This window comes from Micromonospora sp. ATA51, from assembly GCF_016802855.1.
GTDB lineage: Bacteria > Actinomycetota > Actinomycetes > Mycobacteriales > Micromonosporaceae > Micromonospora > Micromonospora sicca.
On sequence record NZ_JAEVHJ010000166.1, the window covers coordinates 1 to 14025 of the forward strand.

11 protein-coding genes and 4 pseudogenes are annotated in these 14025 nt (G+C 73.8%); 4 read left to right on the top strand and 11 right to left on the bottom strand.

Going from position 1 to position 14025, the window contains the following annotated elements; all coding sequences use genetic code 11:
- Positions 1-156 precede the first annotated feature (156 nt).
- Both rsgA and JNW87_RS41645 read right to left on the bottom strand, forming a co-directional pair.
- Positions 157-582 (bottom strand): annotated as a pseudogene (rsgA, locus tag JNW87_RS41640) (GTPase RsgA); the annotation flags it as partial.
- Between the two features lie 26 nt (positions 583-608).
- A complete protein-coding gene (locus tag JNW87_RS41645) occupies positions 609-794 on the bottom strand; it encodes a hypothetical protein (RefSeq protein ID WP_375373535.1) in 186 nt (61 codons plus the stop codon).
- Positions 795-973: 179 nt separating this feature from the next.
- Between JNW87_RS41645 and JNW87_RS23075 the strand changes: the two genes are divergently transcribed.
- Entirely contained in the window at positions 974-1690 is a 717-nt protein-coding gene (locus JNW87_RS23075) for a maleylpyruvate isomerase family mycothiol-dependent enzyme (protein WP_109800051.1), read from the top strand.
- Between the two features lie 7 nt (positions 1691-1697).
- Entirely contained in the window at positions 1698-2351 is a 654-nt protein-coding gene (locus tag JNW87_RS23080; RefSeq protein ID WP_109800052.1) for an MBL fold metallo-hydrolase, read from the top strand.
- 147 nt (positions 2352-2498) lie between these two features.
- Here JNW87_RS23080 and JNW87_RS23085 read toward each other — a convergent pair.
- Together JNW87_RS23085 and JNW87_RS23090 are read right to left on the bottom strand one after the other, a co-directional pair.
- Positions 2499-3076 (bottom strand): annotated as a pseudogene (locus JNW87_RS23085) (DedA family protein); the annotation flags it as partial.
- A gap of 99 nt (positions 3077-3175) precedes the next feature.
- Entirely contained in the window at positions 3176-3862 is a 687-nt protein-coding gene (locus tag JNW87_RS23090; protein ID WP_109800054.1) for a methyltransferase, read from the bottom strand.
- Positions 3863-4033: 171 nt separating this feature from the next.
- Here JNW87_RS23090 and JNW87_RS23095 point away from each other — a divergent pair, with 171 nt between their 5' ends.
- Complete coding sequence (locus JNW87_RS23095; RefSeq protein ID WP_007462771.1) at positions 4034-4237, top strand: cold-shock protein; 204 nt, start codon at positions 4034-4036, stop codon at positions 4235-4237.
- A 49-nt stretch (positions 4238-4286) separates the two neighbouring features.
- On the opposite strand, the gene JNW87_RS23100 is transcribed toward JNW87_RS23095, so the two are convergent.
- From JNW87_RS23100 to JNW87_RS23130, 7 genes and pseudogenes are all read right to left on the bottom strand, one after another.
- The gene (locus JNW87_RS23100) at positions 4287-5573 is read right to left on the bottom strand and encodes an MFS transporter (protein WP_236647308.1); all 1287 of its coding nucleotides are present in this window, start codon (positions 5571-5573) and stop codon (positions 4287-4289) included.
- Positions 5570-6145, bottom strand: a complete 576-nt coding sequence (locus JNW87_RS23105) for a helix-turn-helix transcriptional regulator (protein WP_109800055.1) — start codon at positions 6143-6145, stop codon at positions 5570-5572. Before JNW87_RS23105 ends, JNW87_RS23100 begins: the two co-directional genes overlap by 4 nt.
- Positions 6146-6235: 90 nt before the next feature.
- Positions 6236-7102, bottom strand: a complete 867-nt coding sequence (locus tag JNW87_RS23110; protein ID WP_109800056.1) for a hypothetical protein — start codon at positions 7100-7102, stop codon at positions 6236-6238.
- 156 nt (positions 7103-7258) lie between these two features.
- Positions 7259-8923, bottom strand: coding sequence for a CocE/NonD family hydrolase (locus JNW87_RS23115; protein ID WP_238454383.1), 1665 nt, complete (start codon positions 8921-8923; stop codon positions 7259-7261).
- Positions 8924-8928: 5 nt separating this feature from the next.
- Entirely contained in the window at positions 8929-9444 is a 516-nt protein-coding gene (locus JNW87_RS23120; RefSeq protein ID WP_109800057.1) for a MarR family winged helix-turn-helix transcriptional regulator, read from the bottom strand.
- A gap of 132 nt (positions 9445-9576) precedes the next feature.
- Positions 9577-10454: pseudogene (locus JNW87_RS41650) on the bottom strand (transglycosylase SLT domain-containing protein).
- Between the two features lie 133 nt (positions 10455-10587).
- Complete coding sequence (locus JNW87_RS23130; protein ID WP_109800059.1) at positions 10588-12000, bottom strand: DedA family protein; 1413 nt, start codon at positions 11998-12000, stop codon at positions 10588-10590.
- A 134-nt stretch (positions 12001-12134) separates the two neighbouring features.
- Here JNW87_RS23130 and typA point away from each other — a divergent pair.
- Positions 12135-14002 (top strand): annotated as a pseudogene (gene typA, locus JNW87_RS23135) (translational GTPase TypA).
- The last annotated feature ends 23 nt before the right edge of the window (positions 14003-14025 follow it).

The following is a 14025-nucleotide window of genomic DNA, read 5'->3' on the forward strand; positions in this document are numbered from 1 at the left end:
TGCAGCTCGGCCGACTGCTCCTGCAACTCCTGCGCGAGCCGCTGGGACTGGGCCAGCAGCTCCTCCGTACGCCGGTTGGCCTGGATCGTGTTGACCGCGCCCCTTGCCGTCGACCCGGCGGATCGCCTGGGTCGGCATGACGACGGCCCCGGCGAGGGCGTTGACCAGGCTCGACTTGCCGGCCCCGGAGGGCCCGAGCAGACCGAGCGTCCGCCCGGCGGCGACGAACGGCCGGAGCGGGTCGAGCCCGACGCCGTGTTCGGCGCTGACCGGCAGCACCGGCACCCCGGGCGCGACGGCGCCGAGCTGGCGGGCGAGCGCGGCCGGGTCGGCGGCCAGGTCCGTCTTGGTCAGCACGATCAGGGGCCGGGCCCCCGACTCGTGGACCAGGGACAGCGCCCGCTCGATCCGGCCGACGTCCGGCGTCGGGTGCACCGGCTCGACGACCGCGGCGGCGTCGAGGTTGGCGGCGAGCAGCTGCCCGCTGGCGTCCTTGCCGGCGGTCCGGCGGACCAGCGCCGTGCGCCGCGGCAGCACCGCCTCGACGGTCCGCCGCCGGTCGGGCCAGGTGCCGACCAGCACCCAGTCGCCCGCGCAGGGCAGCGCGCTCAGGTCCCGGGCGCGGCGGCCAGCACCCCGCCGCCCAGGCTGGCCCGGACCGGGCCGTCGGCGCAGAGCACGGTGCAGACCCCCCGGTCGACCCGGGCCACCCGGCCCGGCCGGTGGTCGCTGCCCCGTCGTACGTGTGCCGCCCAGCCGGCGTCCCAGCCGAGGGCGGTCAGATCCATGGTCATGGCATCCTCATCGGTGTCGAGGCGGTACCTGGCAAAACACGCGCGCTACGACCGGCATGATCACCACCACCTCCTCCGACGTCCGGTGCCGCGTTCCAGGCCGACGGTAGGTGGCGCGCCGACGCGCCGAAAGCGATTTCCACGGCGACGGCGGGGCGCCGGACCGCTAGGGTCGACGCGTGACCACCGATCCGCTCCTGCTGACCGGCGAGGTGGACGACGCCACGGCCCGGCTGCTGCGTACCGTGGCAGCCTTCGACGCCGCGGACGTCGCCGCCCCATCCCTGCTCCCGGGCTGGACCCGGGGACACGTGCTGACCCACCTGGCCCGAAATGCCGACGGCTTCGTCAACCTGCTCACCGCCGCGCGCACCGGCGAGCAGATCCCGATGTACGCCAGCGCGGACGCCCGTACCGCGGACATCGAGGCCGGCGCCGATCGCCCGCCCGCCGCCCTCCTGGACGACCTGCGGCGCAGCTCGGAGCGGTTCGTCGAGGCAGTCGACGCGATGCCGGTCGAGGCGTGGGCGACGAGCGTGGAGACGCGGCGCGGCCCGTGGCCGGCGGCCCTGCTGGTCTGGGGTCGGCTCCGCGAGATCGAGGTGCACCACGTGGACCTGGCCGCCGGCTACCGGCCGGCCGAGTGGCCGGACGCGTTCGCCCAGCGGCTGCTGCACGAGGTGGCCACCGGGCTGGCCGGCCGGCCGGAGGCGCCGGCCATGGTGTTGCGCTTCGACGGGGTCCGCCAGGAACTCGTCGTGGGCGATCCCGAGGGGGCGCCCACCATCACCGGCCCGGCGCCCGAACTCGCCGCCTGGCTGATCGGACGCAGCGCGGGCGAGGTGCTCGCCGTCACCCCCGACGGCCCCCTGCCGACCCCACCGGAATGGATATAGCAGAGCCATGACCTACAGCGGAGACGTCACGCCCGGCGGTGCGCCGGCCGTCCGTGAACTCGACCGGCTCACCATCACCAAGGTGTCGGTGGGCCCGATGGACAACAACGCCTACCTGCTGCGCTGCCGGGACACCGGCGAGCAGGTGCTGATCGACGCCGCCAACGAGGCGCCCCGGCTGGTCGAACTGGTCGGCGACGGCGGGCTGGCCGCGGTGGTCACCACGCACCGGCACATGGACCACTGGGTGGCCCTGGAGGAGGTGGTCGTCAAGACCGGCGCCCGCCCGCTGGTGCACGCCGACGACGCCGACGGGCTGCCGATCGACGCGGAGACGCTCACCGACGGCGACACCGTCGCGGTCGGCGGCTGCCCGCTGGAGGTCATCCATCTCAAGGGGCACACCCCCGGCTCGATCGCGCTGCTCTACCGCGACCCGGCCGGCACCCCGCACCTGTTCACCGGCGACAGTCTCTTCCCCGGCGGGGTCGGCAACACCGACCAGGACCCGGAGCGGTTCGGGCAGCTCATCGACGACGTCGAGCACAAGGTCTTCGACCGGCTGCCGGACGAGACCTGGTTCTACCCGGGCCACGGCAAGGACAGCACCCTCGGCGCGGAGCGTCCCTCGGTGCCCCAGTGGCGCGCCCGCGGCTGGTGAGTCCCCCGCCGGTGCGGGCCCGACCGCCCGTACCGGCCGCGGTCCGACCCCGACGGTGGCCGCGCGCCGCGGCCACGCCGGCCCCCGTCGCCGGCGTGACCGGTCAGGCGGACGTGCCCACCCCGGCCAACGCGCGGAGCCGGTGCCGGTGCCCAGCAGCACCGGACCGGCGAGCAGCAGGCCGACCGCCATGGTCAGCACGGTCGGGTTCGGCGCCCCGGGCAGCAGCCCGGCCAACGCCCGGGCGACGGTGCCGAGCAGCACGTACAGGCCCGCCCAGGCCGTCGCGCCGAGCGCGGCGCAGGCCGCGAATCGCCGGTAGGACATCCGCAGTCCGCCCGCGGCCAGCGGCAGCAGCGCGTTGAACACCGGCAGGAACGGCGCGACCAGCACCATCCGGCCGCCGCCGCGGCGCAGGATCACCTCGGCCGCCGCCCACCGCGACTCGCCGATCCAGCCGCCCACCCGGCTGTGCCGCAGCCGGTCGCCCCAGCGCCGACCGGCGAGGAAGCTGAGCGACCAACCGGCGAGGCAGCCGGCCACCACCGCCGCCACGGTCGCCAGCCCGGTCGCGGGCCGGCCGCGCCGACCGCGGCCAGCACCGCGGCGTCGCCGGGCACCAGTACGCCGAGCAGCGGTACGGCGTCGGCGAGCATGACCATCCCGAGCGTGCTCATCAGCAGGGCGGTGGGCAGCTCACCGAACTGGGCCAGCAGATCCGTCATGCCCGTACGCTATGGCCGCCCCGACCCTGCGCACATCGGGTCCGATCCCCCACCGGCCCCTGATCCCGACTCGGGGTCGACCCCGACTCGCGTCGACGGTCAGGCCGGGCGCAGCACCTGCACCCGACGCACCGGGGAGTCCACGGACGGCTCGGTGGTGGGCACCGGATAGCTGGCCACCACCTTCAGCCGCCCCAGCGGCAGGTGCCCCCGGTCGGGGTCGCCGACCAGCACCTCGGCGCCGCGGGCGGCGGCCCGCTGCAGGAACGGCAGCACCCGTTCGGCCAGCGCGGCGTCGTAGAGGATGTCCCCGGCCACCAGCAGGTCGGCGGTCACCGTGGAGTCGAGCAGGTCGTCGGCGGTGGCGGCAACGACCACCCGGTTGGCTCGCGCGTTGACGGTGACCGCCGCGACGGCGTACGGGTCGATGTCGTTGGCGACCACCTGGTCGGCGCCGGCGAGCGCGGCGGCGATGGCCACCAGCCCCGACCCGGCGGCCAGGTCGAGCACCCGGCGGCCCGCGGCCAGCTCGGGGTGGTCGAGCAGGTGGCGGGCGAGGGCCTGCCCGCCGGCCCAGGCGGAGGCCCAGTACGGCGGCGGCAGGGGGTGACCCGCCGCCGCCTCCATCCGGGCCCACCAGACGATCGCGTCCTCGGCCAGGTGCAGCCGCACCTCGGGCACGAACGGGGTCTCCACCAGCTGGAGCCGGTCCAGACCGAAGCCGGGCACGGCGATCTCCCGTTCCAGGTCGGCCAGCGCCGCGCGTTCCCTCACCGGGGCAAGCATGCCCCGGGTCGGCCGGGACCGGGTGGATTTCCCGCTCCGCGAGCGGATTTCGAGGGCGCGCCGGCACTTCCGGCAGCGGATTGCGGCCCGGACCGCTACTGTCAGGGTGGTACAGGGCGATCACCCGGCCGCGCGGCCGGTGTTCACCCGCTTTGAACAGGGAGAGATTGCATGGCAACCGGCACGGTCAAGTGGTTCAACTCGGAAAAGGGCTTCGGCTTCATCGAGCAGGACGGCGGAGGCCCGGACGTGTTCGTCCACTACTCGGCCATCGCGAGCAGTGGTTACCGGGAACTCAACGAGGGCCAGAAGGTCGAGTTCGAGGTGACCCAGGGGCAGAAGGGGCCGCAGGCGGACAACGTCCGTCCGATGTAGCTCTGTGCCGGTGGCGGCGGTCGGTTTCCGACCGCCGCCGCAGCGCATCTCAGGCCACCTCCGGCGCCGCCGGCAGGTCGCGTCGCCACCGCAGCGGCCCGACCAGCAGGATCAGCGGGGTCAGCGCCAGCCAGCCGGTCATCACCCACATCGCCCGGCCCGGCCCGTACGCGGCGCCGAGCGCCCCGGCCAGCACGGCCGCCAGCGGGATCGTCCCGTAGTTGAGCAGCTGCATGCTGACCGTCACCCGGCCGAGCAGCGCCTGCGGGGTGTACGTCTGCCGGAAGCTGCCCTTGACGACGTTGCCCACGGCGACGGCGAGGCTGATCGCGACTCCGCCGAGGAGCAGCCAGACCACCCCGACGCCGGGCACGGTGAGCGGGATGAGCAGGGCGGGTGGCCCGCTGCCCAGGGCGGCCAGCAGCATCGCGCGGGCGGTGCCGACCCGGCGGGCGACGGCCGTGGCCACGGTCGCGCCGACGATCCCGCCCACGCTGGCCAGGCCGATCAGCAGCCCGACCAGGCCGGGCGACAGTCCGGCCGTGCGGACCAGGAAGACCACCAGGACGGCCTGGTAGCCGGTGAGACCGATGTTGCTGGCGGCACCGAAGAGGGTCATCACCCGCAGGTAGGGGTCCCGGGCGACGAAGCGGATCCCGGCCGCCACCTCCCGGCGCAGCGACGGGGGCCCGTCGGGGCGCGGCACCGGACGCTCGACCGTGCGGATCCGCCCCAGGCAGGCGGCGGAGACGAGGAAGCTCAGCGCGTCGAGCAGCAGGGCGGTGACCGCCCCGGCGAGCTGAGCGACCAGGCCGGCCAGCCCCGGACCGAGGACGTAGCTCGCAGTCTGCGTGGCCTGCAGCTTGGCGTTGCCCTCCGGCACCTCCTCGGGCCGTAGCAGGGTCGGCAGGTACGCCTGGTCGGCGGTCTCGAAGAAGACCCGGGCCAGGCCGGCGCCGAGCGCCACGGCCAGCAACTGGCCGATGGTGAGCACTCCGAGCACGGCGGCCACCGGGACGCTGAGGAACAGCAGGGCCGACACCAGGTCGCAGACGATCAGCACCGGGCGGCGGCGCAGCCGGTCGACCCAGGCTCCGGCCGGCAGGCCGACCAGCAGCCAGGGCAGCCACGCCGCGGCGGTGAGGACCGCGACCTGGAAGGTGGTCGCGTCCAGCACGGCCAGCGCGACCAGTGGCAGCGCCACGGTGGTCACGTTGCTGCCGATGCTGCTCACGGCCTGCCCGGTCCAGAGCAGCCGGAAGTCCCGGTGCCGGAACAGCCCTCCGCGTGGGCGTACCGGCGGGTCGGGCAGTCGGCTCGTCGTCGGCGCGCTCACGGCTGCGCCGGGATGCCGTGCGCGAACAGGAAGACCGGCTCGCGCCGCCGACCGTCGTCGGGAACCTCCCGGTCCGCCCAGCGGGCGAACAGGTCGATCACCTCGCGCCCCAGCTCGGCCAGCTCCTCCGGGGTGAGGTGCAGCCAGCGGTCGGTGGAGAAGGGCCCGTCGCCCCAGGCGGCCTGGGCCTCGTCGGGCGCGGCGTGCCAGGCGCGGGCGAGGGCGGCCTGTCGGTCCAGGTTGAGCGAGGTCGCGGCATCGGCGACCGCCCGGGCGGCGGGGTCGGCGTCGAAGTCGCTGTTGGACCAGCGCACCCCGCGGCTCTGCAGGCGCCACCACCGCTCCCGGCGATCCCGGGCCAGCTCGGGTGCCTCGGCGACGAGGTCGGCGCTCGCCAGCACCTTGAGGTGGTGGCTGACGTTCGCCGGCGCCTGGCCGGTCCGCTCGGCGAGCAGGCCGACCGTCGCCGGACCGTGCACCTTGAGCACGTCCATCAGGCGGCGGCGGAGCGGGTGGGCGAGCGCGGCGAGGACGCGGGAGTCGGTCACCTGTCGGACGTCGGGGTTCGGCATACGCCCACTCTGACACCAGCAACGACAGTTGCGCAATAACTATTGCGGAACTGTCGTTGCCGGATCGGGCCCGGCCGGTGGCGCGTTCCGTCAGGCGGCCAGCCGGCGGGCCATCTCGTCGGCGACGTCCTTGGCGATGGTGGGCGGGAGCGCCGCCGCGATCTTCTCCGGGGTGAGCCCGGCGAGCACGCCGGCGATGATCGCCTCCTCGTTGGTGAAGTCCCTGTTGGCCAGGTTGGTCAGCGCGACGCCGAGCGCGTCCACCCGCAGCATCAGATAGTCGAGCTTGGCCACCACGCTGTTGCTGGCCGACTGGGGCCCGGATCCGTCCGGGTCGACGCTCCGCCCCATGCTCGGCCCGCCGTAGAACATGGCGGAGTAGAGGTTGGCGATCTGGCTCTCGGCCGCGGCGCTCATGTCGTCCTCCAGGAGTCCGATGCTGGTCAGGTAGCGGCGGAACAGCGGGGTCTGGTCCCGGTTCGCCTTGATCGAGTCGCGGAAGAAGCTGAAGTGGGTGTGGAACAGGTGGGAACTGTCGCCGGTGCTGCGCTTGCCGAGCCGGTCCCACCGCCGCACCACGGCGCCGTCCGGCGAGTAGATGATCTCCCGGAGGTCCCCGGTGTCCGGGGCGCCGGCGACGCACTCCGCCACGCACCAGGTGGAGAACGTGTAGAGGTTGTGGGCGCGACCGCCCGCCGAGACCTGGAAGGTGCCGACGTCCAGGGCGGCCGCGTCGAGGGTGAGACCGGAGGAGTCCCGGCTGGACTCCACCACGGAGTAGTCGTTCGCCACGACCCGGTCGGAACCGCAGTGATAGCCGCCGCGGTGGCTGGGGTCGCCGACGATGCCGACCTCCGCGGGCTCCAGGTCCTCCGGCCGTACGACGTTCGGATCGACGTTCAGATGACTGAGCAGCAGAGTGCGTACCGCCAACAGGTTCGCCGGAGCCCGCGTCATGGGGTGCCCCCCTCCCGATCGTTCGCGGCCGGGCACGGTGATCACACCGCGTAGGCGGCGGGGTGATCCGGGGATGCGCCCGGCGAGTGCTGCACGGCACCGGGCAGTTGACCCGACCATATCTGGTCGTTCACCAGTTTGCCCAGGTCAGAGGCACTATCTGGAACTGAGAGAAGACTGTGGACCGAGGTCGAGGAGCGGCAGGACGATCGCTGACGGATGCTCCGGATCGTGCAGGATCTCCCGGCCCCCGGCATGCAGCGTCACTGCCGTACCGAGCGGTTCACCGGTGCCCGGGTTGCGCGCGTACCGGGGATGGGCGCCGCCGGAGACCTGGACCCGCAACCGGTGCCCGGGGGCGAACCGGTGTGCGGTCGGCCAGAGGGTCACCGGCACCCGCACCACGCCGGACGGACCGGTCGGGAAGCGGCCCGGCGCCACGCGGACCAGGCCGTCGCAGACGTTCCAGGATCTTCCCCGGCGGTCCACGTCGCAGAGCCGCACGAAGACGTCCAGGTAGGACAGTTCACTGCGGACGTGGATCTCGGCGTGGACCGGGCCGACCACCTCCACCGGCGCGTCGAGCGGGGGGCTGGTGTAGGTCAGCACGTCCGGCCGGGCCTCCACGGGCCGGTTGTCCACCGCGCCGGCCCGCTGGGCGACCAGGAGCGGACCGCCGAGCGACGGCGTCGGGTCGGCCGGGTCGTACCAGATCCGGTCCGGCGGACGGGGCCGGCGGGTCCTTCGCGAGGGCGCCCCCGGCGTGCAGGTGCCAGCGGGTCGACCGGCCGGCGGCGGCCAGTCGGGCAGGTCCCGCCAGCCGCCGCCCGCTCCACCGACGTGCACCCGCACCGGCGCGGTACGCGTGCCCGGGCGGCCGGCCAGGTGCTCGTCGAGCCAGTCGAGGCCGTCCCGCAGGGCGGCCACGAAGAGCCCGGGGCTGCCGTGGGTCCACGGTCCGACGGTCAGTCGCGGGTGGGCGCCGGCGGCCCGCAGCGCGGCGTAGTCGTCGAGCTGGGCGGGGAGGAAGATGTCGTGCCAGCCGCTGATCATCGCCACCGGCGCGCGCACCTCGGCGATCCGGTCGCCGAAGACCCGGGACCGCCAGTAGTCGGCGTCCGGCGTGTGGTGGCGCAGCCATTCCTGGAAGAAGGGCACGGTGACGCCGGTGGCGATCCGGTCGGCCTCGGCCAGCGGCAGGTGGGCCAGCGCCGCGGTCAGCCGGGGCTGCCCCCGCTTGAGTTCCCACTGCCGGGCCAGCCACGGCACGGTCTGCGCCTGGAGCAGCTCCGCCCAGGTCAGCACCGTGTCCAGGGCGAACGACTCGCCTGCGTAGGTCGAGTCGCGGGTGCCCGACGCCGTCACCACCGCGACCATCGCCCTCAGCTCGTCAGCCGCCTCGGCGGCGACGGCCCACTGCACGAAGCCCTGGTAGCTGGCGCCTAACATGCCGAACGCCCCGGACCACCAGCGCTGCCGGCGCAGCCACTCGACGGTGTCCAGGCCGTCGTCGCGTTCGTGCACCAGCGGCGCGAACTGCCCGCCCGAGCCGTACGTGCCCCGGCAGGACTGGATGACCACGTGGAAGCCGCGTTCGGCGGCGAGCCGGCCGAGCAGCCGCACCGGCCCGCCCCGCCCGTACGGCGTACGAATCAGCACGGTGGGCGCGCCGGTCAGGTCCGGGGCGTAGTGGTCGGCGCGGAGCGTCACCCCGTCGCGGACCCGGACCGGGATGTCCCGGGTCACGGTCACCCGCCGGCTCCGGGCGGCCGGCAACCGCAGCACCGCGGTGGCGAGTCGGGTGGCGAGCCGGTCGAGCACGTCGGTCAGTCCGCGGTCCGGGGCGGCGACTCCGGGCGGGCGGCCCGCACCGCGTCGCGGTGTTCGCGCAGGGAGGCGCGCATCTCGGTCATGAACCGGTGGACCACCGCCAGCTCCTCGTCGCTGAACCGGGCCACCACCTGGTCGGTCCGCGCGCCGAGCGGCTGGAAGAACTCCGTCGCCAGGGCGGCGCCCCGGTCGGCGTGGTGCAGGAAGACCTTGCGCCGGTCGGCGGTGTCCCGGTCACGCCGGATGTGTCCGGCCCGCTCCAGCCGGTCGATCAGGGCGGTGACCGAGCCGGAGGAGAGGTTGAGCTGCTCCCCCAGCCGGCCGGGGGTGATCGGGTCGCCGGCCAGCTCGGCGTCCATCACGGCGATCAGCGCCTGCAGGTCGGTGGCGTTGAGCCCGTGCAGGGCGGCGAAGGCGTGCCCGACGTGCTGCGCGTCCACGGAGTAACGCCGCAGGTCGTCGGCGATGTCGGAGACCAGCCGCCCGCGCGGGTCGTCCCGCCGCCGGTACATGCCGTGCGCTGCCACGTCTTGTCGATTCCCCTGTCGAACAGGCCGGGACAGCAGCATAGAACGCCGCCGACAATCTCGCCGGTCAAGATGCTCGCGTTGGGAGCTGCCGTCACCTCGTCCGCATCGGTCAGGTCAGTAGGTCAGGCAGACGCACTCGGTCATCAGCGCCCGCACGTTGCGCACGTACTGCGGGTTGGGGATGGTCAGCGGCTCGCCCTCCCGGGCCACCGCGTTGTGCCCGTAGTTGTACGCCGAGATGATCGCGTTGAGCAGGCAGGAGTTCAGCTCGTCGGTGCAGAGCGAGGCGTCCAGCCGGTAGTCGGACTCGAAGTACATGTCGCCGATGTACTTCGTCAGCCAGGCCAGGTAGTTGGCGCCGAGGTAGCATTGTCCCGGTAGTCGCCGATGTCGTACGACTGGCCGAAGCGCTGGTTCATCCAGTCCGCGGTGGCCGGCATGATCTGCATCAGCCCGATCCCGCCGTCGCAGGCGACGATGTTGGACTGCCAGCCGCTCTCCTGCCAGGCGGTCGCCTTGAGCAGACTGAGCGGGATGGCGATGTCCGGCGCGGAGGTCGGCCAGTAGGTGCGGGCGGCGGCGTCGCCGAGCGCCGCCTTGACCTGGCTGCGGGTCGCCTGGGTGCCCTTGTAGGTGGGCTGACAGCCGCTCGGTGCCGGCTTCGGCGGGGGCGGCGGGACCCGCGTCTCGGTGGGCGGCTTCGGGGTGGTGAGCGGTCCCGCCGCCGTCCGGGTGGGCTTCGGCTTCGGCTTCGCCGTCGGGCCGGCGGTCGGGCTGGCCTTGACGCTGGGCGCCACCCCCATCGCCTCGACCCCCGGCGGCGCCTCGCTCGGCTGGTCGGCCGGCGCCTCGACGGACCCGTCCGTCGGCAGCGCGACCGGCGCGGCCAGCTCCCGGGGCTCGGGTTCCGCGCCGCCGCACCCGGTGATCCCGGCGGCCAGCAGCAGTCCGGCCACCATCGCGGCGCCCATCCGGCTCATCCCTCGACGCATCCGGCCCCTCCCCCGTGGCTGTCGGCCGGACCTTAGCAAGGACCGGCCGGGTCGCGGGACCCGACGACGCCGCGACCGCCCGGCCCATCGACGTCGGTCGGCTCCGGCGCGCCCGCAGCTCCCGGCCGGATCGTCATCGGGCGCGTCTCGCGCCGGCGGTCGCGGTCGGTTCGTCGCCGGTCGGGCCGTCCGCCGTCCCCCCGTCGCCGACCGCCCGGTCCCGGGTGGCCCAGGCGACCATGAACACCGCCGTCCAGGCCATCCCGAGCAGGACGGAGGTGGCGGTGCCGCTGGCCGTGCTCCAGCCCAGATAGAGCCGGGCGCCGCCGATCGCCACCACGCCCGCGACCGCGACCGTCCAGGCGGCCACCGCCGCCGGCCACGGCGCTCCCCGGGACAGCAGCCAGGCCAGCGTGCCGAGGCTCGCCGTCACCACCGCGTTCTGGGTGGGAAACAGGACGCCGGCGTCGCCCGGCCCGCCCGGTCCGGTGAGATCGGCCACCACGGCCAGCACCACCAGCGGCATGAACGCCCCCGCCGTGCCGACGACACTGAGCAGGTCGGCCCGCCAGGGCCGGTGCCGCCAGGCCAGCACGGCGGCGAGCAGCGCGACCAGCGCGATCAGGACGGACCCGCGCAGCACCGAGGCCGCCGTCGACGCGGCGTGGACCACCCCGGGGGTACGCCGGTCGGCGAACCAGTCGGCGAGGAGGCCGTCGACCACCGCGAGCCCGCTGTACCGGACCCCGGCCTCCAGCGCGAAGGCGATGGCCAGCCCGGCGGTGAACAGGAGCAGCAGGCCGGCGGCGAGGTTGAGCAGCAGCGTCCAGGCCGGTCCGAACCGCGTGGTGAGCAGGAAGAAGAGCACCCCGTACCGGGCCCGCAGCCAGCGCAGCGGCGGCAGCCCGGCGGCCCGCGACGCCAGGGCCCGCGCCGGGTCGGGGTTGCGGCCCAGCCACCGGCCGGCCAGCACCACGGCCACCAGGCAGAGCAGCAGCACCAGCACCGCACCGGTGGCCCGGCCGAGCAGGTGGGAGACCCGCTCGTACGACTCGCCGGCGAGGTAGCCGAGCAGGACCGAGCCGCCCACCCAGGTGACCACCCCGGCCAGGTTCCACGGCGCGAACCGCCGGTACGGCAGGCCCGCCGCGCCGGCCAGCCGGGGCGCCAGGGTGCGGGCGAAGGCCACCCAGCGGGCGGCGAAGAACCCCCGCCCGCCGAGTCGGGCGAGCATCGCGTCCGCCCGGTGCCAGCGCTCGGGGCCGATCCGGGCGCCCAGGCCGGAGGCGCGCAGCCGTGGGCCGTACCGGCGGCCGGCCCGGAAGGCCAGTGTGTCGCCTATCACGGCAGCACCCGTCATCACCAGCAGCGCCGGAATAATCCGCAGCGTCCCCGCGTAGGCTAAGAAGCCGACCAGCAACAGGGTCGCCTCTCCCGGCACCAGCAAGCCGAAGATCACCGCCGTCTCGCCTGCGACGATCGTCGCGGCGACCAGGTAGATCAACAGGGACGGCAGGCCCTGCAGCGACATCAGCAGGTCAGGCATCCGGTCCCCAGCAGCACGGGGGCCAGCATGCCAGCCGCAGGAACGGTCGGAACAGCAGTTTCGGCAGAGATCCGGGCGATCTCGGGGTGACCCCGACACGCGCACCGGCAACCGCAGACAGGAGTATGGAGGGTATGCAGCTTCGCACCGACCTCCGCAACGTCGCCATCATCGCCCACGTCGACCACGGCAAGACGACCCTGGTCGACGCCATGTTGCGGCAGGCCGGCGCCTACGGCGCCCGCGGCGAGACGACCGAGCGGGTGATGGACTCGGGGGACCTGGAGCGGGAAAAGGGCATCACCATCCTGGCCAAGAACACCGGCGTGCACTACCTGCCGGCGGACGGGTCCGATCCGGTCACCATCAACATCATCGACACTCCCGGCCACGCCGACTTCGGCGGCGAGGTCGAGCGGGGCCTGACCATGGTCGACGGAGTGATCCTGCTGGTCGACGCCAGCGAGGGCCCGCTGCCGCAGACCCGCTTCGTGCTCCGCAAGGCGCTCAGCGCCCGGATGCCGATCATCCTGGTGATCAACAAGGTGGACCGGCCGGACGCCCGGATCAAGGAGGTCGTGGACGACACCTACGAGCTCTTCCTCGACCTGGACGCCGACGAGGAGCAGATCGACTTCCCGATCATCTACGCCTGCGCCCGCGACGGCATCGCCTCGCTGACCCAGCCGGCCGACGGCTCGGTGCCCGACGACAGCAGCTCCCTGGAGCCGCTGTTCCGCACCCTGCTCGACACCATCCCGCCGCCCGCGTACGAGGAGGACGCGCCCCTGCAGGCGCACGTCACCAACCTCGACGCCTCGCCGTTCCTCGGCCGCCTCGCGCTGTGCCGGGTCCGGCAGGGCACCATCCGCAAGGGCGCGACGGTGGCCTGGTGCCGCACCGACGGCAGCACCCAGCGGGTCCGCATCTCCGAGCTGCTGATGACCGAGGGGCTGGAGCGTAAGCCGGCCGACTCGGCCGGCCCGGGCGACATCATCGCGGTCGCCGGCATCCCGGAGATCATGATCGGTGAGACGCTGGCCGACGCGGAGAACCCGCAGCCGCTGCCACTGATCACCGTCGACGAGCCGGCGATCTCGATGACCATCGGCACCAACACCTCGCCGCTGGTCGGCCGGGTCAAGGGCTCGAAGGTCACCGCGCGGATGGTCAAGGACCGGCTCGACAAGGAGCTGGTCGGCAACGTCTCGCTGCGGATCCTGCCGACCGAGCGGCCGGACGCCTGGGAGGTGCAGGGTCGTGGCGAGCTGGCGCTGGCCATCCTGGTCGAGCAGATGCGCCGGGAGGGCTACGAGCTGACCGTGGGCAAGCCGCAGGTGGTCACCAAGGAGATCGACGGCAAGACCTGCGAGCCGGTCGAGCGGCTAACCATCGACGCCCCGGAGGAGTACCTGGGCGCCATCACGCAGCTCCTCGCGACCCGCAAGGGCCGGATGGAGCAGCTGGTCAACCACGGCACCGGCTGGATCCGGATGGAGTGGCTGGTCCCGGCGCGCGGCCTGATCGGCTTCCGCACCGAGTTCCTCACCGACACCCGGGGCACCGGCATCCTGCACCACGTCTTCGAGTCCTACGAGCCGTGGTTCGGCGAGCTGCGCACCCGCAACAACGGGTCGCTGGTGGCCGACCGGGCGGGGGCGGTCACCGCGTTCGCCTTGATCAACCTGCAGGAGCGCGGCCAGCTCTTCGTCGAGCCGACCACCGAGGTGTACGAGGGCATGATCGTCGGGGAGAACTCCCGCTCCGACGACATGGACGTCAACATCACCAAGGAGAAGAAGCTCACGAACATGCGGGCGTCGACGTCGGACGAGACCGAGAAGCTCATCCCGCCGCGCAAGCTGTCGCTGGAGCAGGCCCTCGAGTTCTGCCGCGAGGACGAGTGCGTCGAGGTGACCCCGACCGCGGTGCGCATCCGCAAGGTCGTCCTCGACCAGACGCAGCGGGCCGGATGGCCGCCCGCCGCAAGCACGCCGGCTGACCCAGCCCCCGCACCACCCACGA